The following is a 20542-nucleotide window of genomic DNA, read 5'->3' on the forward strand; positions in this document are numbered from 1 at the left end:
ACTGAGCGGTCCCGGCCCTCACCGGGAGGTCCCGCCTCTCACCGGGAGGCTCGATCCGCCACCGATCGGCGAGTGCCGCCCCTGCACGAAGCCGAACGGCCGAGCCGACCGGGCCCCGACCGCGCGTCGCTTCCTCCTGGATAAGCGAAAGGGCCGGGTGCACGGAGCCGAAGCCCTCGTGCACCCGGCCCTCGGCCGTGCGCTGCGCCCTAGCGGGCGAAGTACCCGCGGTAGTACTCGTACACCCAGCCGGCGATGGCGACCAGGAAGAGCCCGACGGCGATGTAGGTGATCCAGAACCCCACGGCAAGGCCGAGGAATCCGAGAGCCGCGGAACCGCCCAGGATCAGCGGCCACCAGCTCCACGGGCTGAAGAAGCCCAGCTCGGGGTCTCCGTCGTCGATGTCCGCATCGAGGCGGTCCTCGGGGAGCTCAGCACCCTGCGCCTTGTGGACGCGGCCGACGTAGAACGCGATGAACGCGCCCAGCACGGCCGAGAGGCCGATGCCGACGGTGCCGACCCACTCCACCTGGCCCGTGTCGAGCAGCGACCACACGATGTACGTGATGTCGGCGAGGAGGAAGAAGCCCGCAAGGAGCCAGAAGAGATTGACGTTGGCGCGCATGGCCCTACTTCACCGTGCCTTCGGACTTGTCGTACGTGGGGGCGTCCGGAGCGTCCTTCGCCGGACCGATTCCGACGGGGATGCCGGCCTCGGGGTGGTTGAGGTCGAACGCCGGGGCCTCGCTCCGGATGCGCGGGATCGAGGTGAAGTTGTGGCGGGGCGGCGGGCATGAGGTGGCCCACTCGAGCGACCGGGAGAAGCCCCACGGGTCGTTCACCGTCACCTTGGGCGCCTTGCGGGCCGTGATGTACACGTTCAGGAAGAACGGGATCAGCGACACCGCGAGGATCATCGCTCCGACCGTCGACACCTGGTTCATCCAGGTGAAGCCGTCCTCGGGCAGGTAGCTGGCGTAGCGGCGGGGCATGCCGACGACGCCCAGCCAGTGCTGGATGAGGAAGGTGGTGTGGAAGCCGATGAACAGCAGCCAGAAGTGCCACTTGCCCAGCGTCTCGTTGAGCATCTTGCCGGTCCACTTGGGCCACCAGAAGTAGAAGCCCGAGAACATCGCGAAGACGACGGTTCCGAACACGACGTAGTGGAAGTGCGCCACCACGAAGTACGAGTCCGAGACGTGGAAGTCGAGCGGGGGCGACGCGAGGATGACGCCGGTGAGTCCACCGAAGGTGAAGGTGATCAGGAAGCCGATCGCCCAGATCATCGGGGTCTCGAAGGTCACCGATCCGCGCCACATGGTGCCGACCCAGTTGAAGATCTTCACGCCGGTCGGAACCGCGATGAGCATGGTCATCAGCGAGAAGAACGGCAGCAGGACCGATCCGGTGACGTACATGTGGTGCGCCCACACCGTCACGGAGAGGGCGGCGATCGCGATGGTCGCGTAGATCAGCGTCTTGTAGCCGAAGATCGGCTTGCGGCTGAAGACCGGGAAGACCTCGGACACGATGCCGAAGAACGGCAGCGCGATGATGTACACCTCGGGGTGGCCGAAGAACCAGAACAGGTGCTGCCAGAGCAGGACACCGCCGTTGGCCGCATCGTAGATGTGGGCGTCGAACACCCGGTCGGCGCCGAGGGCGAACATCGCGGCGGCGAGCACCGGGAACGCGAGCAGCACGAGGATCGACGTCACCAGGATGTTCCAGGTGAAGATCGGCATCCGGAACATCGTCATGCCGGGGGCGCGCATCGTGATGATCGTCGTGATGAAGTTCACCGCGCCGAGGATCGTGCCGAAGCCCGAGAGCGCGAGGCCGAAGACCCAGAGATTGCCGCCGAGCCCTGGCGAGAACGTCGTGCTCGACAGTGGCGCGTACGCGAACCAGCCGAACGACGCCGCACCCTGCGGGGTGACGAATCCGGCGACCGCGATGAGCGAGCCGAAGCTGTAGAGCCAGTACGCGAAGGCGTTGAGGCGGGGGAACGCGACGTCGGGGGCGCCGATCTGCAGCGGCATCAGGACGTTGGCGAAGCCGGCGAAGAGCGGCGTCGCGAACATCAGCAGCATGATCGTGCCGTGCATCGTGAACAGCTGGTTGTACTGCTCGCGCGTCTCGACCACGTTCAGGCCGGGCTCGAACAGCTGGGCGCGGATGACCAGGGCCATCACGCCGGCGATGCAGAAGTAGATGAACGACGTGATCAGGTACATGTACCCGATGACCTTGTGGTCGGTCGACGTCATCCAGCGGACGAGGACGTTCGCCTTGCGCTGGACCGGCGGAGTGCCGGCGGTGCGCGTCGGGCGGGGTGCCGTGGCGGTGCTCATGCTCCCTTACTCCTCGTTCTCGCGGGCCGGCGCGCCGGTTCCGGGAAGGTTCGAATTGCGGTTGTACTCGGCGCCGAGCTGACCGGTCTGGCCCGCGTCGCGCAGCGACTGGATGTAGTCGTCGTACTCGCCCTGCGAGACGACCTTGACGTTGAAGAGCATCGCGGAGTGGTACTCGCCGCAGAGCTCGGCGCACTTGCCCGCGTAGGTCCCCTCCTTGAGAGGCGTGACGTACATGTAGTTCGTCTTGCCGGGGATCATGTCCTTCTTGTAGAGGAAGTCGACGACCCAGAAGGAGTGGATCACGTCGCGCGCGTCGAGCTGGATCTTGATCTTCTGTCCGACGGGCAGGTAGAGCGTGGGGATCTCGGACTCGACGAGCGAGCCGGCGGCGTCTCCGCCCTCCTGGTACTGGCCCTGGATACCGGCGGAGTAGACGTCCTCGTCGACGTAGTTGAAGTCCCACGCCCACTGCTTGCCGTACACCTGGATGGTCTCGTCCGGGTCGTCGTAGGGCTGCTCGATGGCGGCCTGGTCGCGCGCGGTGAAGGCGAAGAAGCCGATCACGAGGATCAGCGGCACGATCGTGTAGAAGATCTCGATCGGCATGTTGTAGCGCAGCTGGACCGGCAGGCCGGTCTGCCCCTTGCGACGGCGGTAGACGACCACCGCCCAGATGGTGAGACCCCACGTGACGACGCCGACGGCGAGCAGGACGATCCAGGAGGTGACCCAGAGTCCGATGACGCGGTCGACGTGGTTCGTCGTGCCGGGTTCGGTGGGGAGCCAGCCCTGGAGCTGCTCTTGCGTGCAGCCCGCGAGGACGAGGGCGAGGGCTCCTGCGACGGGGGCAGCGACCCATCTGCGGATTCGGCGATTGAAGCGCACCGGTGACCTTTCGGAAGACTGGGGACCAGTTCACACGAAACTGTATTAGACCGGCTCCAGCCTACCCTTCCGCTCCGGCGGCCCGGTGCACGACGACCCGCTCTTGACGTCCCGGCCGAGTGGTGCAGTCATGACGAATGGCGCCCGACGGGCCACCGGAGTGGACTGTCGGACGCCGTTCGGAGGCGCTGCGGCCCGGGGCCGCGCGGCGTCAGTGGAAGCTGTCGCCGCAGGCGCAGCTGCCGCCCGCGTTGGGGTTGTCGATGGTGAAGCCCTGCTTCTGGATGGTGTCCTCGAAGTCGATCGAGGCGCCGTCGAGGTAGGGGACGCTCATCTTGTCGACGACGAGGCCGACGCCCTCGAACTCGACCGCGGCGTCGCCGTCGAGGGTGCGCTCGTCGAAGTAGAGCTGGTAGATGAGGCCGGAGCAGCCGCCGGGCTGCACGGCGACGCGCAGGCGCAGGTCGTCGCGGCCCTCCTGCTCGAGCAGGCTCTTGACCTTGGCGGCGGCGGTCGGGGTCATCGAGACGCCGTGGGCCGCGCTGGGCGGGGTGGCGAGGGGGGTAGCCGTCTGGTCGGTCAGTGTGTCTGACATGTCACTCCTCAGGGGACGGGCGGAACGGTCGTCGTGCCTTCCGGGATTCTACGGCTGCAACCCGGATGGTCACCCGGGTATTCCACGACCGGTGGTCAGTCGCGGTGAGCGGCGGCGCGGAGCAGGAACAGCGCCTCGGTCTGCGCGGCGCGCTTGAAGACGCCCAGGTGCAGCGACTCGTTGGGGCTGTGCGCGCGCGAGTCGGGGTCCTCGACACCGGTGACGAGGATCTGCGCCTCGGGGAACTCGCGCACGAGGTCGGCGATGAACGGGATGCTCCCGCCGATCCCGGTCTCGAGGGGCTCGCGTCCCCAGGCGTCCGCCATCGCGCCCTTCACCAGGTCCACGGCCCAGCCGGTCGCGTCGACCAGGAACGGGCTGCCGGTGTCGACGTCCTCGATCGCGAGGTGGGCGCCGAACGGGGAGTTCGCCCGCAGGTGGCTCTCGATGGCGGCGAACGCCTCCTCCGCGTCCTGGCCGGGGGCGATGCGGGCACTGATCTTCACGCGCACGGACGGGACGAGGGTGTTGGAGGCGTCGACGACGCTGGGCGCGTCGATCCCGGTGACCGTGACGGCCGGCTTCGACCACAGGCGCGAGAGGATCGCGCCGGTGCCGATCGGCGAGACCCCGTCGAGCAGCCCGGAGTCGCGGCGGAGGTCCTCCTCGGTCGTCTCGGGCACCGCTCCATCGTGCTCGGTGAGGCCTGCGACGGCGACCGAGCCGTCCTCGTTCCAGAGCGTCGCGAGCAGGCGGACCGCCGCGAGCATCGCGTCCGGGACCGCTCCGCCGAGCATGCCCGAGTGCGAGGCGTGCGCGAGAGTGCTGACGGTGAGGGTGAGGGTGACGTTGCCGCGCAGGCCCACCGTCAGCGCGGGGGTGTCGACGTCCCAGTTGTCGCTGTCGGCGACGATGATCGCATCCGCGCGGAGTGCGTCGTGGTGCTCGCGGAGGAAGGTCGGGAACGAGCGCGACCCGAACTCCTCCTCCCCCTCGATGAAGAGGACGAGCCCGAGGTCGTGGTCCTCGCCCGCGACCTCGCGGAGTGCGCGCACCGCGGCGAGGTGGGACACGACTCCGGCCTTGTCGTCGGCGGCACCGCGCCCGTACAGGCGGTCGCCGCGCACGGTCGGCTCGAACGGAGGCGTCTCCCACGCCGACTCGGCGCCCTGCGGCTGCACGTCGTGGTGGGCGTAGAGGAGGACGGTCGGCGCTCCGTTGCGGGCGGCGCGGGTGGCCAGGACGGCAGGCTGGCCGAGCACGTCGGTGCCGTCGATCGTGGCGCTGTGGATCGCGACGTCGTCGAAGACGCCCGTCTCGCGCGCGAGCTCGGCGATGGCCTCGGCGCTGGCGGCCACGCGGGTGGCGTCGAAGCCGTCCCACGAGACGGACGGGATCCGCACGAGCTGCCCGAGCTGGGCGAGCGAGCGCGGCAGATCGTCGCGGACGGCGGCGAGGACGGCCTCCTCGTCGGAGGAGAGTGCGGGCGGAGTCGGAGCGTCGTGAGCCATGGAGGTAATCTTAAGAGACCCCCGATTCCAAGGACGTTCCCCGTGGCCAAGCACCCGATCGCAACCGACACGCCCGACGACGCCGGCTCCCCCGGCTCCGGGAAGGGCCGGCCGACGCCGACCCGGCGCGAGCAGGAGCTGGCCCGCAAGCGTCCGCTGGTCGTCACCGACCGCAAGCAGGCCGCCCGCGACGCCCGCGAGAAGGCCGCCGTGTCGCGCGAGCAGGCCCGCATCGGCCTGGCCGCCGGCGACCAGCGCTACCTGCCGCTGCGTGACAAGGGTCCCCAGCGCAAGTTCGTGCGCGACTGGGTCGACGCGCGCTTCAGCCTCGGCGAGTTCCTCATCCCGGTGATGGTCGTCGTCCTGCTGCTGAGCTTCTTCCCGCAGCCGGAGCTGCAGTACGCGACGCTCGTCATCCTCTGGGTGTTCTTCCTCCTCGCGGTGATCGACTGCATCCTCCTCGGCATGCGGATGCGCCGGAAGCTCGCCGAGCGCTACGGCGCCGACAAGGTCGAGAAGGGCATCCGCTGGTACGCCGCGATGCGCGCCCTCCAGCTGCGCGTCATGCGACTGCCGAAGCCCCAGGTCAAGCGCCGCGCCTTCCCCGAGTAGTCGGACGGCGGACCACGAAGGGCCCCTGCGGTCGCGCCTCGCGCGGCTCCGGGGCCCTTCGTCGTGCACGGCGGGTCAGGAGGCGCGGGCCAGTCCCCGGTTGATGTCCCGAGCCCACAGGAGCCCGCGGTAGATGAAGGCGGTGTAGCCCTGGACGAGGGTGGCGCCCGCGTCGAGGCGCTCGCGCACGTCCTCGGCCGTCTCGACTCCTCCGACGGAGATCACGCAGAAGGCCGCGGGGACGACGCCGCGGATCACGCGGAGCACCTCGAGCGAGCGCGCGGCCAGCGGGGCACCGGAGAGGCCGCCGGCGCCGGCCGCCTCGACCACGGCACGATCGGTCGAGAGGCCCTCCCGGGAGAGCGTCGTGTTGGTCGCGATGATCCCGTCCAGACTCAGGCGGACGGCGAGCTCGGCGACCCGGCCGACCTCGTCGTCGGAGAGGTCGGGGGCGATCTTGACCAGCAGGGGCGTCGTGTCGGCGGCGTCCTTGACTGCCGCGAGGAGCGGCTCGAGGCGGTCGATCTCCTGCAGGCCGCGGAGCCCGGGGGTGTTCGGCGAGCTGACGTTCACGACGAGGTAGTCGGCGAGCGGCGCGAGAAGGCGCGTGCTGATCAGATAGTCCTCGATCGCGTCGTCCACCTCGACCACCCGGCTCTTGCCGATGTTGACGCCGATCACGGGGCGGCGGCGCGCGCTGCGCAGCCGGATCAGCCGCAGCGCCGCGGCCTCGGCCCCGTGGTTGTTGAAGCCCATCCGGTTGACGACGGCGCGGTCCGCGATCAGCCGGAAGAGGCGCGGCCGGTCGTTGCCCGGCTGCGCCCGCGCGGTCAGGGTCCCGACCTCGACGTGTCCGAAGCCGAGCGCACCGAAGCCCAGCACCGCGGTGGCGTCCTTGTCGAAGCCGGCCGCGACGCCGAACGGGGTCTCGAAGCGGAGCCCGAGCGTCTCGACCGCGGGCGTTCCGCGCGGGACGGTGGTCCGGCGCAGGACCGGAGCGAGGGCTCCGAGGGCCCGGATCACCGGGAAGCTCAGGTGGTGCGCCCGCTCCGGGTCGAGGCGGCGCAGGACGGTGCGGAACAGGAGCGGGTACACCCGGGCCTCAGATCTCGTCGGCGCTGTGGGGCACGGAGGTGCGCTCGGCGCGGAGCAGGGTGATCGCAGACTCGAAGTCGTCCAGCGAGTCGAACGCCTGGTAGACGCTCGCGAAGCGGAGGTAGGCGACCTCGTCGAGCTCGCGCAGCGGCGGCAGGATGGCGAGGCCGATGTCGTTCGCGTCGATCTGCGACGCGCCCGTGGAGCGGATGCTCTCCTCCACCCGCTGCGCGAGGACGGCCAGATCGGTGTCGGTGACGGGTCGGCCCTGGCAGGCCTTCCTGACGCCGCTGACGATCTTCTCGCGGCTGAACGGTTCCACGACTCCGCTGCGCTTGATCACGACGAGGCTCGCGGTCTCGGTCGTCGAGAAGCGCCGGCCGCACGACGGGCACTGCCGGCGGCGGCGGATCGAGAGGCCGTCGTCGCTCGTGCGCGAGTCGATCACTCGGGAGTCGGGGTGCCGGCAGAAGGGGCAGAACATCGAGGGCCTCTCGGTCTCAGGCGAAGCGGGCGTCGACGGCGTCGCCGTGGGCGGGCAACGCCTCGGCGTCGCTGAGAGCGCGGATGTGCGGGGCGACGCGCTCGAGCGCACCGCGGTCGTACGAGATCAGCTGCTGCGGCCGGAGGAAGGTGTAGGCGCCGAGCCCGGAGGAGAAGCGCGCCTGCCCGAGGGTCGGGAGCACGTGGTTGGAGCCGGCGAGGTAGTCGCCCAGGCTCACCGGGGTGGTCGGGCCGAGGAAGATCGCGCCGGCGTCGTGGATCCGCTCGGCGGTCGCGACGGGGTCGGCCGTGTGCAGCTCGAGGTGCTCGGGGCCGTAGGCGTCGCTGAACGCGCAGGCGAGCTCGAGGTCGTCGACGATCACGAGCGCGGACTGCGGGCCGTCGAGCGCGATGGCCACGCGCTCCGCGTGGTGGGTGGCGGCGGCCTGGACGGCGACCTCGCGCTCGACGGCGGCGGCGAGCTCGGCGCTGTCGGTGACCAGGACGGCGGAGGCGGCCTCGTCGTGCTCGGCCTGGCTGACCAGGTCGGCGGCGACCAGGCGCGGGTCGGCGGAGTCGTCGGCGATCACGAGGATCTCGGTCGGGCCCGCCTCGGAGTCGATGCCGACCTGGCCGAGCACCTGGCGCTTCGCGGTGGTGACCCAGACGTTGCCCGGCCCGGTGATGATGCTGACGGGATCCAGCCCGATCGAGTCGACGCCGTAGGCCAGCGCGGCGACGGCTCCGGCGCCTCCGACCGCGTAGACCTCGTCGATGCCGAGCAGAGCGGCCGCCGCGAGGATCGTGGGGTGGACGGAGCCGCCGAACGCCTTCTGCGGCGGCGAGACCAGGGCGATGGAGGCGACTCCGGCGGCCTGCGCGGGCACGGCGTTCATGACGACGCTCGACGGGTAGACCGCCTTGCCGCCGGGGACGTACAGCCCGGCGCGGGCGACGGGCTGCCAGCGCTGGGTGACCGTGGCGCCGTCGTCGAGCTCGGTGGTCCGGGGCGGGGGGATCTGCGCGGCGCTGGCGCGGCGGACGCGCGCGATCGCCTCCTCGAGTGCGCTGCGGATGGCCGGGTCGAGGCGGTCGAGCGCCTCGGCGATCTGCTCGGCGGGCACGCGGAGGTGCGGGGGGCGCACGCCGTCCAGCCGCTCCGCCTGGTCGAGGAGCGCCTCCGCGCCGCGTTCTCGGACGTCGGCGATCAGCTCGGCGACGACGGGCCCGACGGAGGCGGAGGTGCCCGGATTGCGGGGCACGAGGGCGAGGAGCTCGGCGGAGGAGGGACGACGGCCGCGGAGGTCGAGAGTCTGGATCATGGCCGCCCCAGTCTACGCGCCGCCCTCCCCCGCTCCCTCGCCGCGCGCTCCCCCGCCCGGACCCCGTCCCGCCCGGTCTGAACACGCTGCTCCGCGGCTACTCGACCACCATCTACGGGCCCGCCCGGTCCCTATACCCGCGCCGCCATTACTCGACCACCAGAAGGGCACCGGCGGCCGCAGGCTCGCACTCCGATCCGCCACCCTCTCGCCGCACCCTCCGAGGCGAACCGGCGATCCGCGTGCGAGCGGATCGCCGTAGCCGGACGCACGACGCTCTCACCGACCCGGCCACCCTCCCCAGCCGACCGCGCCGAGCCGGGCAGGGACCGGCTCGGAATTCAATACAGACAGTTCGGCCCCAGCAGGCTCTTCAGCTCGCCGAAGAGGTCCGGGGTGATGCGCACGGGGAACGGCACCTCGAACACGCGGGCCGTCTCGCCCTTGATGAGCTTCAGCCGCACCTCGGTCTGGCCGGAGTGGCGGATGAGCACGTCGCTGAGCTGCGAGACCGTGTCGGTGGTCGCGCGCGACTCGGGCATCGAGACGGTGAGCGGTCCCGAGTCGCCGTCCTGGCTCATCTCGGGGGCGAACAGGCTGAACGCGTGCAGGTTCATCCCGTCGTCGCGCATGCTGACGCGGCCTCTGACGACGACGATGGAGTCGTTCGTGAGCGCCGGGGCGAACTCCTGGTACGCCTTCCCCATGAACATGCAGGTGATCTCGCCGCCGAAGTCCTCGACCTGGATCATCCCGTACTGGTTGCCGGAGGCCTTGGCCATGCGGTGCTGGACGCTCGTGACGAGGCCCGCGATGACCACGGTCTCGCCGTCGGCGATCGTCTCCGAGATCAGCAGGTCGGCGATCGTGGTGCTGTAGTGCTTGGCGAGCTCGGTCTCGAGTCCGGCGAGCGGATGGTCGGACACGTAGAGCCCGAGCATGTCGCGCTCGAAGGCGAGCTTGTCGCGCTTGGCCCATTCGGGCCGCTCGGGCACCTGGATCGCGGCCTGCGGCTCGTCCCAGAGGCTGTCGAAGTCGAAGCCGACCTGGCCGTTCGCCTCGTTGCGCTTCTCCCCCACCGCCGCCTCGACGGCGTCCTCGTGCACCTCGACCAGGGCGCGGCGCGTCGAGCCGAGCGAGTCGAAGGCGCCGGCCTTGATCAGCGACTCGATGGTGCGCTTGTTGGTCACCTGCAGCGGCACCTTGCGGAGGAAGTCGTGGAACGTCTCGAAGCGCCCCTTCTCCTCGCGGGCGGCCCGGATGCCCTCGACGACGTTCATGCCGACGTTGCGGACGGCGCCGAGGCCGAAGCGGATGTCGGTGCCGACGGCGGTGAAGAAGCCGATCGACTCGTTGACGTCCGGCGGGAGCACCTTGATCCCCATCCGCCGGCACTCGTTGAGGTAGGCGGCCATCTTGTCCTTGGAGTCGCCGACGCTGGTGAGCAGCGCGGCCATGTACTCCGCGGGGTAGTGCGCCTTGAGGTACGCCGTCCAGTAGGAGACGACGCCGTACGCCGCCGAGTGCGCTTTGTTGAAGGCGTAGTCGGAGAAGGGCAGCAGGATGTCCCAGAGGGTCTTGACGGCCTCCATCGAGTAGCCGTTGGCGATCATGCCGCCCGAGAAGCCCTCGAACTGCTTGTCCAGCTCAGACTTCTTCTTCTTGCCCATCGCGCGCCGCAGCAGGTCGGCCTGCGCGAGCGTGAAGCCCGCGAGCTTCTGCGCGATCGACATGACCTGCTCCTGGTACACGATCAGGCCGTAGGTCCCTCCGAGCACCTCCGAGAGCGGCTCCTCGAGCTCCGGATGGATCGGGGTGATCTCCTGCACGCCGTTCTTCCGCAGCGCGTAGTTGGTGTGGGAGTCGGCGCCCATCGGGCCCGGCCGGTAGAGCGCGAGGACTGCGGAGATGTCCTCGAAGTTGTCGGGCTTCATCAGCCGGAGAAGCCCGCGCATCGGGCCGCCGTCGAGCTGGAAGACGCCGAGCGTGTCGCCACGCGCGAGGAGGTCGTAGGCGGCCTGGTCGTCGAGCTCGAGGTCCTCGAGCACGAGGTCCTGTCCGCGGTTGGCGCGGATGTTGTCGAGGGCGTCGTCGATGATCGTGAGGTTCCGCAGCCCCAGGAAGTCCATCTTGATCAGCCCGAGCGACTCGCACGCGGGGTAGTCGAACTGCGTGACGATCTGGCCGTCCTGCTCCCGCTTCATGATCGGGATGATGTCGAGCAGCGGATCGCTGGACATGATGACGCCGGCCGCGTGCACGCCCCACTGGCGCTTGAGGTTCTCGAGTCCGAGCGCGGTGTCGAAGACCAGCTTGGCCTGCGGGTCCTCGGCGATGACGTTGCGCACGTCGAGCGCTTCCTTGTAGCGCGCGTGGGCGGGGTCGTTGATGCCGCTGAGCGGGATGTCCTTGCCCATGATCGCGGGCGGCATGGCCTTCGTCAGCTTCTCGCCCATCCCGAACGGGAAGCCGAGGACGCGCGAGGCGTCCTTGAGAGCCTGCTTCGCCTTGATGGTGCCGTAGGTGACGATCTGCGCGACGCGCTCGTCGCCGTACTTCTCGGTGACGTAGCGGATGACCTCGCCGCGGCGACGGTCGTCGAAGTCGACGTCGAAGTCGGGCATGGACACGCGGTCGGGGTTGAGGAAGCGCTCGAAGATCAGGCCGTGGCGCAGCGGATCGAGGTCGGTGATCTTCATGGCGTAGGCCGCCATCGAGCCGGCACCGGAGCCGCGGCCGGGACCGACGCGGATCCCGTTGCGCTTGGACCAGTTGATGAAGTCGGCGACGACGAGGAAGTAGCCGGGGAAGCCCATCTGCAGGATGACGCGGGTCTCGTAGTCCGCCCGGTCGCGCACTTCCTGGGAGATGCCGTCCGGGTAGCGCTCGCGCAGTCCGGCCTCGACCTCCTTCACGAACCAGGTGTCCTCCGTCTCGCCCTCCGGCACCGGGAAGCGGGGCATGTAGTTCGCCGAGGTGTCGAACTGGACGTCGCAGCGCTCCGCGATGAGGAGCGTGTTGTCGCAGGCCTCGGGGTGGTCGCGGAAGACCTGGCGCATCTCGCGCGGCGACTTGAGGTAGAACTCGTCCGCGTCGAACTTGAAGCGCTTGGGGTCGTCGAGGGTGGTTCCGGACTGCACGCAGAGCAGCGCCGCGTGCGAGGTCGCGTCGTGCGCGTGCGTGTAGTGCAGGTCGTTGGTGGCGACCAGCGGGAGGTCGAGGTCCTTCGCGAGCCGGATGACGTCGCCGATCACCCGCCGCTCGATGTCGAGGCCGTGATCCATGATCTCGGCGAAGAAGTTCTCCTTGCCGAAGATGTCGCGGTAGTCGGCGGCCGCCTGGCGGGCCTCCTTGTACTGGCCGAGACGCAGGCGCGTCTGGACCTCGCCGCTCGGGCAGCCCGTGGTGCCGATCAGGCCCTCGGAGTACTGCGAGAGGATCTCGCGGTCCATGCGCGGCTTGAAGTAGTAGCCCTCGATCGACGCGCGCGAGGAGAGGCGGAAGAGGTTGTGCATGCCCGTCGTGGTCGAGCTGAGCAGCGTCATGTGGGTGTACGCGCCGGAGCCGGACACGTCGTCCCCTCCGCCGTCGCCCCAGCGGATGCGGGTCTTGTCGGAGCGGTGCGTCCCCGGTGTGAGGTAGGCCTCGGTGCCGATGATCGGCTTGATCCCCGCCGCCGTCGCGGTGCGCCAGAAGTCGAAGGCGCCGAACACGTTCCCGTGGTCGGTCACGGCGATGGCCGGCATGCCCTCCTCGACCGCCGCGTCGATCAGCGGCTTCACCCGCGCTGCACCGTCGAGCATCGAGTACTCGCTGTGCACGTGGAGGTGGACGAAGGAATCGTTACTCGGCAAGGATGCGCCTCCGGCGGACTGCGGGCAGGGGAGGGATGGCCGGCGACAAGGGAGGGCCCGTGGACACGGCGGGAAGAAGTCTAACCGCGCCGGACGCGGGTCCGGCCGGGAGAGCGCGGATCACTCCCCGCGCAGCACCTCGAGGGCGTGCACCAGGTCCTCGGGGTAGGACGCCTCGAACTGCACCCACTCCCCCGAGCCCGGGTGGGTGAAGCCGAGCCGGACCGCGTCGAGCCACTGGCGGGTGAGGCCGAGCCGCTTCGAGAGGGTCGGATCGGCGCCGTACATCGCGTCGCCGACGCACGGGTGGCGCTGGGCGGCCATGTGCACGCGGATCTGGTGGGTGCGGCCGGTCTCGAGGTGGATCTCGAGGAGGGAGGCGAACGGGAAGGCCTCGATCGTCTCGTAGTGGGTCACCGAGGGCTTGCCGTCGGCGCGGACCGCGAACTTCCAGTCCGAGGACGGGTGGCGGCCGAGCGGGGCGTCGATCGTGCCGGCGAGCGGGTCGGGGTGGCCCTGCACGACCGCGTGGTAGACCTTCTCGACCGTGCGGTCGTGGAACGCGCGCTTGAGGTGCGTGTAGGCGCGCTCGGACTTCGCGACGACCATGAGGCCGCTCGTGCCGGCGTCGAGCCGGTGCACGATGCCCGCGCGCTCGGCCGCACCGGAGGTCGACACGGTGAAGCCCGCGGCGGCGAGGGCGCCGAGCACCGTCGGTCCCTCCCAGCCCACGGCGGGGTGCGCGGCCACTCCGACGGGCTTGTCGATCACCACGATGTCGTCGTCGTCGTGCACGATGCCGAGGCCGGGGACCGCCATCGGCACGATCCGCGGCTCCTCGCGCGGGCTCCACTCGACGCTCAGCCAGGTTCCGGCGTGCACGCGGTCGCTCTTGTCGAGGACCCGTCCGTCGGCGCTCACTCCGCCCGCCTCGGCGACCTCGGCCGCGAAGGTGCGCGAGAAGCCGAGCAGCTTCGCGACGGCCGCGTCCACGCGGAGGCCGTCGAGCCCGTCCGGGACCGGCAGCTCTCGGGACTGCGCCATCAGCGTCCGCCGGGGCGGTCGGCGTCGCGGGCCGCCTCCTCGACGGAGGAGGCCGCTGCGGGGGCGCCCGCTCCGGGGGTGGCGGGAGCGCCGTCCTCGGACGCGACCTGCTCCTGCTCGTCGCGGCCCGCGCGCTCGCGGGTGCCGTCGAGGCCGACGCCCCGCACGCTCAGGAGGACGAACAGCGCCATCGCCGTGCAGATCGCGATGTCGGCGACGTTGTAGATCGCCGGGAGCAGCCACGGCGTGAAGAGGAAGTCGACGACGTGTCCGAGCCCGAAGGAGGGCTCTCGGAACAGCCGGTCGAAGAGATTGCCGAGGGTGCCGCCGAGCAGCAGGCCGAAGAAGACGCCCCACGCGGTGGAGCGGATCCGGCGCGAGAACCAGATCACGGCGACGACGACGCACGCCGCGATGATCGAGAAGATCCAGGTCGACCCGCTCGCGAGGGAGAAGGCGGCACCCGGGTTCTTCACGTAGTGCAGGATCAGGACGTCGCCGAGGACGTGGACGTCCTCGCCCAGGGTCAGGTTCGTCGTGACCAGGAACTTCGCGGTCTGATCGATCGCGAAGACCGCGAGCGCGACGAGGCCGAGGGTGACGAGCACCCTCGGCCTGACGTCCGCTGCGGCGGGACTACGCCCCAAAGCCCGACAGCGAGGACTCCGTCGACGCCGGCTGGGTGTCGAGGTCGCGGAGCTGGCCCTCGATGTAGCTCTTCAGCTTCTGGCGGTACTCGCGCTCGAAGGTGCGGAGCTCGTCGATGCGGTGCTCGACCGTCGCGCGCTCCTCCTCGAGCTTCGCGACCTGCTGGCGCTGCTTGGCCTCGGCCTCGGCGACGATGCGGGCGGCCGTGGCACGGCCCTCGGCGACGAGCGCGTCGCGCTTCTCGGCACCCTCGCGCACGTGCTCCTCGTGGAGGCGGCGGGCGAGCTGCAGGAGTCCGCTGGAGCTCTCGGCCTCGTCGACCGGAGCCGACTGCGAGGAGCTGACGGGAGCGACGACCGGTGCGGGAGCCGGGGTGGGCTCGGGCTCGGGCTGCGGCTCCGGCTCGGGTGCCTCGTCGACCACCGGGGCGGGAGCAGGAGTGCTCTCGCGCGGGGCGTCGGAGACTCGGGCGTCCGAGGGGCGGCTGTCGCCGGAGGACAGGCGCTGACGAAGCTCCTCGTTCTCCTGGTTCAGGCGGCGGAGCTCCACGACGACCTCGTCGAGGAAGTCGTCGACCTCGTCCTGGTCGTATCCCTCACGGAACTTGGTCGGCTGGAACCGCTTGTTGACAACGTCTTCGGGAGTGAGCGCCATGGCTTTCCACCTTCGATTTCAAGTAGGTACACGTTTAACAACGCGCGACTAAAGCTAGCAACTTCAGGCGCACGGCGCAGTGCTGACACCGCGGGGAACGTCCGGACGTGCCAACGATACAGGGACGGTCAGGCGCGCTGGAGCCACGTGGCGATGTACATGCCCACGATGACGCAGAGCATGGTGAGGCTCCAGCCGAAATCGAGGGCGATCGGACCGATCGAGACCGGCTTGATCAAGCGTCGGAAGAAGCCGATCGGCGGGTCCGTGACGGTGTAGACGCCCTCCGCGGCGACGAGGCCGGCACCGCGGGGGCGCCAGTCCCGTCGGATCACGCGGACGAGGTCGAGCACGAACCGCGCCCACATCGCGAAGAAGTAGAGCAGCAGCACGAAGTACAGGACGCTCCCGAGGAGCGAGACGACGGAGGTCACCGGGGGCCAGGGCTCCCCGGGATCAGGACTTCGCGAAGAACGACGCGTCGGCGTCGCTCTCGGCGGAGGCGGAGTCGCCGGCGACGGTGATGTGCGACGGCGAGAGCAGGAAGACCTTGCTCGTCACGCGCTCGATGCGGCCGTAGAGGCCCTGCGAGAGTCCGCTCGCGAAGTCGATGAGGCGGCGGGCGTCCGCATCGCTCATCTGCGAGAGGTTGATGATCACGGGGATGCCGTCGCGGAAGTTCTCCGCGATGACCTGCGCGTCGCGGTACTGCTTCGGGTGGACGGTGAGGATCTCGTTCATCTCGGCGGGTGCCGTCGCCTTCGGGGTCTGGGGGGTGGGCTTGCGGAGCGGGGTGACCGTCGCGCGGGGCTGCTGCACCGGCTCGACGGGAGGGACGGGCTGCACCGGGGAGACCGGTGCGCGGTGGGCCGTCGCCGGGGCCGCCTCGACGGGCTCTGCGCGCTCGTACTCGACCTCTTCGTCGGCGAGTCCGAGGTAGACCATCGTCTTCTTCAGCGGGTTGGCCATGGGGTGTCCTCCGTGTCGTGTGTGCTCCCACAGGTGGGTCACCACGAGGTTAGGTGCGGGCGGGGCGTTCTCCGGTGATTGCCGATCCGATTCGCAGGTGTGTCGCACCCTCCGCGATCGCCTCGGCGAAGTCGTTCGACATGCCCGCCGAGATCGCCGTGGCGGAGGGCTCGACGGCGCGCACGCGGTCGGAGATCGACCGGAGCCGGGCGAAAGCCGGACGGGGCTCCTCGTCCAGCGGAGCGACCGCCATCACGCCGCGCAGCGTGAGGCCGGGCGCCCCGGCGAGAGCCTCGGCGAGGGGCTCGACGTCGGCGGGCGACGCTCCCCCGCGGTCGGGATCCTCGGTGAGGTTGACCTGCAGGAACACGTCGAGCGGCTCCTCCCCCGCCTCCAGCAGCGGGACGAGCGCGAGCCGGTCGACGGAGTGGACCGCGTCGGCGTAGCGGCGCACCTGGCGCGCCTTCTTGCTCTGGAGCTGCCCGATGAAGTGCCAGCGCGCAGCGGTCCCCGCCAGCTCGGCCGACTTCTCCTGCGCCTCCTGGTGCCGGTTCTCGCCGAAGTCGACGACGCCCAGCTCGAGGAGGTCGCGGAGCAGCGACGCGGGGTGGAACTTGGTCACCACGATGGTCGTGACCGAGGACGCCTCGCGACCGGCCGAGCGGGTCGCGTCGGCGACCCGCTCGGAGACCTCGGCCCAGCGCGCGGCCAGCTCCGGATCCGGCACGACTACTTGAGGAAGTCGGGGATGTCCAGGTCGCTGTCGTCGTCGTCGAAGGACGGGTCGGCGACAGGGGCCGGGGCGGCGACGGGGGTGCTCGACCAGATCGAGCCGGCCGCAGGGGCGGCTGCGGGAGCCGGGACGGGCTCGGCGGCCGACTCGCTCGCCGAGCTCTGCTGCTGGCGCGGCTGGGCGATTGCGGCCTGAGCGGTTCCGCCCGGCTCTCCGCCGTCGAACCCCGCGGCGATGACGGTGACGCGCACCTCGTCGCCGAGCGTGTCGTCGATCACGGCACCGAAGATGATGTTCGCCTCGGCGTGCACCGCCTCCTGGACGAGGCGCGCCGCGTCGTTGATCTCGAAGATGCCGAGGTTCGAGCCGCCCTGGATCGAGAGGAGCACGCCGTGCGCGCCGTCGATGCTGGCCTCGAGCAGCGGTGAGGCGACGGCCAGCTCGGCCGCCTTGATCGCGCGATCGGCGCCGCGCGACGAGCCGATGCCCATCAGCGCCGAGCCCGCGCCCTGCATGACCGACTTCACGTCGGCGAAGTCGAGGTTGATCAGGCCGGGCGTGGTGATCAGGTCGGTGATGCCCTGGACGCCGGCGAGGAGCACCTGGTCGGCGGTCGCGAAGGCCTCGAGCATCGAGATGCCGCGGTCGCTGATCTCGAGCAGGCGGTCGTTCGGAACGACGATGAGCGTGTCGACCTCGTTCTTCAGCGTCGCGACGCCGGCCTCGGCCTGCGTCTGCCGACGGCGTCCCTCGAACCCGAAGGGCTTGGTCACGACGCCGATGGTGAGGGCGCCGATCGACTTGGCGATCCGCGCGACGACGGGCGCGCCGCCGGTGCCGGTACCGCCGCCCTCGCCCGCGGTGACGAAGACCATGTCGGCCCCCGCGAGGACCTCCTCGATCTCCTCGGCGTGGTCCTCGGCGGCGCGGCGGCCGACCTCGGGGTCGGCGCCGGCGCCGAGTCCGCGGGTCAGCTCGCGGCCCACGTCGAGCTTGACGTCGGCGTCGCTGAGCAGGAGCGCCTGGGCGTCCGTGTTGATCGCGATGAATTCGACACCGCGCAGGCCGAGCTCGATCATGCGGTTGACGGCGTTGACGCCGCCACCGCCGATGCCGACGACCTTGATCACGGCGAGGTAGTTCTGGTTTGAAGTCACGTCTCCGGCCTCCGGGCTGAACCTTAAACCTGTAGTTGAGGCTTAAAGTTATGCTGAGTATGCATTTGGGGTTCGGCTCCGACGGTAGGCGGAGTCCGGTCGCGCTCCCAGCAGACACGCCCGCAACGCTCGAAAGAACGCGCGGATCCGCCGCCGGTCAAGGCCGGGGCGCCACGACGGCGGCCTGGGGCGAGGACACGTCGTAGGTGCCGACGACGGCGGGGTCGGTCGCGGCCATCAGCTTCTCGAGCACGACGGCCTTGAGCGCCGACTCGTCCGACCCGCCCCAGACGACTTCCGTGCCGTTCTGCAGGGTGAGCGAGACGTCGTCGCCGGTCGTGGCCGTGGCGGCCGTCACCTGCGGAGCGAGCGATGCGGGCAGGGAGCGCAGCACCCGCGCGGTCGCGCGGAAGCCGGCTCCCGAGGCGTCGCCGGACGCGGTGGTGAGGACCGGGTAGCCGGGCTGCGCCGAGTCCGCCGTCTCGATGACGACTCCGGCCGCGTCCACGAGCTCGAAGCGGCCCCCCGCCGCGATCACGCCGAGGGGCGTGCGCTCGACGATCGACACCACGAGGGTGCTCGGCGGCCGGGTCTGCACCGAGTAGCTCTGGATGAGCGGGGACGCGCCCAGCACGCGGCCGACCTCGTCCCGGTCCACCAGGGTGAGCGGGACGCCGAGCTGGTCGTCGAGCTCGCTCTGCAGGGCGGCGGCGTCGACGCGCTGGGTGCCCGAGATCTCGATCGTGCGCACGGCCATGAGCGGCGAGAAGGCCGCGACTCCGACGATCAGGGCGAGGGCGACGAGCGACCCGGCCACGACCAGGGCGATCAGGCGGCGCCGACGCGCGCGCTTCGTGAAGCGGCGGACCTCCCCCCGCTCGTAGCGCCTCCGCTCGCGGGCGGCCCGGGAGACGGCCCGGTTCTCGGCACCGGGCAGACGCAGGCCCGAGAGGGTGCGGCGGACCGCGCCCGCGCGCGACGGAGTTCGCTCGGCCGGCTCCGGGTCCACGCGGATCGCGGGGACGATCCGGATCGGCTCGGTGTCCGGCTCCGGCTCGCCGCCGCGCGTGGGGACGCTCCGACCGCGCGCCGGAGGGCGTCCGCCGTCGGGCCGCTTCACGGCCGCTCCCCCGCTTCGGGCGCGAGGACCGCGGTCATCGTGCGACCGGCGCGGCCTCGCTCGCGCCGAGCGACTCGAGCACCTGCGGGATGATCCGGTAGACGTCGCCGCAGCCGAGGGTGATGACGAAGTCGCCCTCGCGCGCGATGCCGGCCGCGAGGCGGGCCGCCTCCGCCCAGTCCGGGACGAACGAGACGTGCGACGGGTCGGCGAACTTCTCGCTGACCAGCGTTCCGGTCACTCCGGGCTCCGGATCCTCGCGCGCCCCGTAGACGTCGAGGACGATCGTCTCGTCGGCGTAGCGCTCGAGCGTCTCGGCGAACTCGCGGGCGAAGAGGCGGGTGCGGCTGTAGAGGTGCGGCTGGTGCACGGCGATGATGCGGCCCTCGCCGACCACGGTGCGCGCGGCGGAGAGGGCGGCGGCCACCTCGGTGGGGTGGTGGGCGTAGTCGTCGTAGACGCTGACTCCGCGGACCGCTCCGTGCAGCTCGAAACGGCGCTCCGTGCCTCCGAACGCCGACACGGCCTCGAGCGAGGCGGCCGGATCGAAGCCCAGGCCCACCAGCACTGCGAACGCGCCGGCCGCGTTGATCGCGTTGTGCCGGCCGGGGATGCGGAGGCGGGCCGAGTAGCGCCTGCCCTCGTACTCGACCGAGAAGCCGACGGGGCCGACGAGGTCGAGGTCGACGACGCGGACGTCCGCCCCCTCGGCCTCGCCGAAGGTCAGCACCCGTCCGCCGTCCAGCCGCTCGGTGACGCGGACGGCGCCGGGGTCGTCGGAGGAGATGACGACGAGCTCACTCGCGGAGGAGGCGAAGGTGACGAAGGCCTCCTCGAACGCCTCCAGCGATCCGTAGTGGTCGAGGTGGTCCGGGTCGACGTTCGTGATGAGGGCGACCGCGGTGTCGTACAGGAGGAAGCTGCCGTCCGACTCGTCGGCCTCGACGACGAAGACCTCGCCGGAGCCGGCGGCGGAGGAGGTGCCGAGGCTCTCGATGATGCCGCCGTTGACGAAGCTGGGGTCGGCGTCGACGCCGAGGAGGCCGGTGACGATCATCCCGGTCGACGTGGTCTTGCCGTGCGCTCCGGCGACCGCGACCAGGCGCTTGCCGCGCACCAGCCAGGCGAGGGCCTGCGAGCGGTGCAGCACGGGCAGGCCGCGCTCCTTCGCGAGCAGGTACTCCGGATTGTCGGGCCACAGGGCGGAGGTGACGACGACCGCCTCGGCGTCCCCGAGGTTCGCCGCGTCGTGGCCGATGGCGACCGGGACGCCGAGCTCCCGCAGCTGCTCGATGGGGTGGGACTCGCGGACGTCGGAACCGGTGACCCGGTGCCCGGCGTGGTGGAACAGCCGGGCGATCCCGCTCATCCCGGAGCCGCCGATGCCGATGAAGTGGACCGAGCCGAGCTCGTCGGGGACGGTGATGCCGAGGTCGGGCTTGATCACGGGGCTCTCGCTTTCGGGTGGGTCGCGGCGGGCGGGAGGGGCCTCCCGCGGTGCG

At 70.7% G+C, this 20542-nt stretch carries 19 protein-coding genes; 1 reads left to right on the forward strand and 18 read right to left on the reverse strand.

Annotated elements, in window-relative coordinates:
- Positions 1–209 precede the first annotated feature (209 nt).
- From GTU71_RS05790 to GTU71_RS05810, 5 genes are all read right to left on the reverse strand, one after another.
- Positions 210–626 (reverse strand): cytochrome c oxidase subunit 4, encoded by a 417-nt coding sequence (locus GTU71_RS05790; protein ID WP_104224651.1) that lies wholly within the window; start codon positions 624–626, stop codon positions 210–212.
- Between the two features lie 4 nt (positions 627–630).
- Entirely contained in the window at positions 631–2355 is a 1725-nt protein-coding gene (ctaD, locus tag GTU71_RS05795; protein WP_104224652.1) for a cytochrome c oxidase subunit I, read from the reverse strand.
- Positions 2356–2361: 6 nt separating this feature from the next.
- On the reverse strand, positions 2362–3243 hold the full coding sequence (gene coxB, locus GTU71_RS05800) for a cytochrome c oxidase subunit II (protein WP_104224653.1): 882 nt from the start codon (positions 3241–3243) through the stop codon (positions 2362–2364).
- 211 nt (positions 3244–3454) lie between these two features.
- On the reverse strand, positions 3455–3838 hold the full coding sequence (gene erpA / locus GTU71_RS05805) for an iron-sulfur cluster insertion protein ErpA (protein ID WP_104224654.1): 384 nt from the start codon (positions 3836–3838) through the stop codon (positions 3455–3457).
- 95 nt (positions 3839–3933) lie between these two features.
- Entirely contained in the window at positions 3934–5349 is a 1416-nt protein-coding gene (locus GTU71_RS05810; RefSeq protein ID WP_159939464.1) for a dipeptidase, read from the reverse strand.
- 42 nt (positions 5350–5391) lie between these two features.
- Between GTU71_RS05810 and GTU71_RS05815 the strand changes: the two genes are divergently transcribed.
- On the forward strand, positions 5392–5961 hold the full coding sequence (locus GTU71_RS05815; RefSeq protein WP_181027102.1) for a DUF3043 domain-containing protein: 570 nt from the start codon (positions 5392–5394) through the stop codon (positions 5959–5961).
- 75 nt (positions 5962–6036) lie between these two features.
- Here GTU71_RS05815 and GTU71_RS05820 read toward each other — a convergent pair whose 3' ends face one another.
- From GTU71_RS05820 to murC, 13 genes are all read right to left on the reverse strand, one after another.
- Positions 6037–7056 (reverse strand): quinone-dependent dihydroorotate dehydrogenase, encoded by a 1020-nt coding sequence (locus GTU71_RS05820; protein ID WP_159939465.1) that lies wholly within the window; start codon positions 7054–7056, stop codon positions 6037–6039.
- 7 nt (positions 7057–7063) lie between these two features.
- On the reverse strand, positions 7064–7540 hold the full coding sequence (nrdR, locus tag GTU71_RS05825) for a transcriptional regulator NrdR (protein ID WP_104224657.1): 477 nt from the start codon (positions 7538–7540) through the stop codon (positions 7064–7066).
- Positions 7541–7556: 16 nt separating this feature from the next.
- Positions 7557–8861 (reverse strand): histidinol dehydrogenase, encoded by a 1305-nt coding sequence (gene hisD / locus GTU71_RS05830; RefSeq protein ID WP_104224658.1) that lies wholly within the window; start codon positions 8859–8861, stop codon positions 7557–7559.
- A 341-nt stretch (positions 8862–9202) separates the two neighbouring features.
- Complete coding sequence (dnaE, locus tag GTU71_RS05835; RefSeq protein ID WP_159939466.1) at positions 9203–12715, reverse strand: DNA polymerase III subunit alpha; 3513 nt, start codon at positions 12713–12715, stop codon at positions 9203–9205.
- Between the two features lie 120 nt (positions 12716–12835).
- Positions 12836–13759 (reverse strand): RluA family pseudouridine synthase, encoded by a 924-nt coding sequence (locus GTU71_RS05840; RefSeq protein WP_104328909.1) that lies wholly within the window; start codon positions 13757–13759, stop codon positions 12836–12838.
- Positions 13759–14367 carry a signal peptidase II gene (gene lspA, locus GTU71_RS05845; protein WP_104283727.1) on the reverse strand — a complete coding sequence of 203 codons (609 nt, stop codon included), beginning with the start codon at positions 14365–14367 and terminating at the stop codon, positions 13759–13761. The genes GTU71_RS05840 and lspA overlap by 1 nt, the downstream gene beginning before the upstream one ends.
- A gap of 28 nt (positions 14368–14395) precedes the next feature.
- Positions 14396–15061 (reverse strand): DivIVA domain-containing protein, encoded by a 666-nt coding sequence (locus tag GTU71_RS05850; RefSeq protein WP_104222600.1) that lies wholly within the window; start codon positions 15059–15061, stop codon positions 14396–14398.
- Positions 15062–15189: 128 nt separating this feature from the next.
- A complete protein-coding gene (locus GTU71_RS05855; protein WP_258059242.1) occupies positions 15190–15495 on the reverse strand; it encodes a YggT family protein in 306 nt (101 codons plus the stop codon).
- A 22-nt stretch (positions 15496–15517) separates the two neighbouring features.
- Positions 15518–16030: a cell division protein SepF gene (sepF, locus tag GTU71_RS05860; protein WP_104222599.1), complete on the reverse strand. Its 513-nt coding sequence runs from the start codon at positions 16028–16030 to the stop codon at positions 15518–15520.
- 49 nt (positions 16031–16079) lie between these two features.
- Positions 16080–16757 (reverse strand): YggS family pyridoxal phosphate-dependent enzyme, encoded by a 678-nt coding sequence (locus tag GTU71_RS05865; RefSeq protein ID WP_159939467.1) that lies wholly within the window; start codon positions 16755–16757, stop codon positions 16080–16082.
- Positions 16758–16759: 2 nt separating this feature from the next.
- Entirely contained in the window at positions 16760–17920 is a 1161-nt protein-coding gene (gene ftsZ / locus GTU71_RS05870) for a cell division protein FtsZ (RefSeq protein ID WP_104222597.1), read from the reverse strand.
- 157 nt (positions 17921–18077) lie between these two features.
- The gene (locus GTU71_RS05875; protein ID WP_104328910.1) at positions 18078–19040 is read right to left on the reverse strand and encodes a cell division protein FtsQ/DivIB; all 963 of its coding nucleotides are present in this window, start codon (positions 19038–19040) and stop codon (positions 18078–18080) included.
- 34 nt (positions 19041–19074) lie between these two features.
- Positions 19075–20487 (reverse strand): UDP-N-acetylmuramate--L-alanine ligase, encoded by a 1413-nt coding sequence (murC, locus tag GTU71_RS05880; RefSeq protein ID WP_159939468.1) that lies wholly within the window; start codon positions 20485–20487, stop codon positions 19075–19077.
- Positions 20488–20542 lie beyond the last annotated feature (55 nt).

This window comes from Rathayibacter sp. VKM Ac-2762, assembly GCF_009866585.1.
In the GTDB taxonomy this organism is placed as follows: domain Bacteria; phylum Actinomycetota; class Actinomycetes; order Actinomycetales; family Microbacteriaceae; genus Rathayibacter.

Bases quoted from the DNA above. Each gene is read 5' to 3' on its own strand.
- erpA (WP_104224654.1), bottom strand. From the start codon at position 3,838: ATGTCAGACACACTGACCGACCAGACGGCTACCCCCCTCGCCACCCCG.
- GTU71_RS05810 (WP_159939464.1), bottom strand. From the start codon at position 5,349: ATGGCTCACGACGCTCCGACTCCGCCCGCACTCTCCTCCGACGAGGAG.
- hisD (WP_104224658.1), bottom strand. From the start codon at position 8,861: ATGATCCAGACTCTCGACCTCCGCGGCCGTCGTCCCTCCTCCGCCGAG.
- GTU71_RS05850 (WP_104222600.1), bottom strand. From the start codon at position 15,061: ATGGCGCTCACTCCCGAAGACGTTGTCAACAAGCGGTTCCAGCCGACC.
- nrdR (WP_104224657.1), bottom strand. From the start codon at position 7,540: ATGTTCTGCCCCTTCTGCCGGCACCCCGACTCCCGAGTGATCGACTCG.
- GTU71_RS05840 (WP_104328909.1), bottom strand. From the start codon at position 13,759: ATGGCGCAGTCCCGAGAGCTGCCGGTCCCGGACGGGCTCGACGGCCTC.
- ctaD (WP_104224652.1), bottom strand. From the start codon at position 2,355: ATGAGCACCGCCACGGCACCCCGCCCGACGCGCACCGCCGGCACTCCG.
- sepF (WP_104222599.1), bottom strand. From the start codon at position 16,030: ATGGCCAACCCGCTGAAGAAGACGATGGTCTACCTCGGACTCGCCGAC.
- GTU71_RS05790 (WP_104224651.1), bottom strand. From the start codon at position 626: ATGCGCGCCAACGTCAATCTCTTCTGGCTCCTTGCGGGCTTCTTCCTC.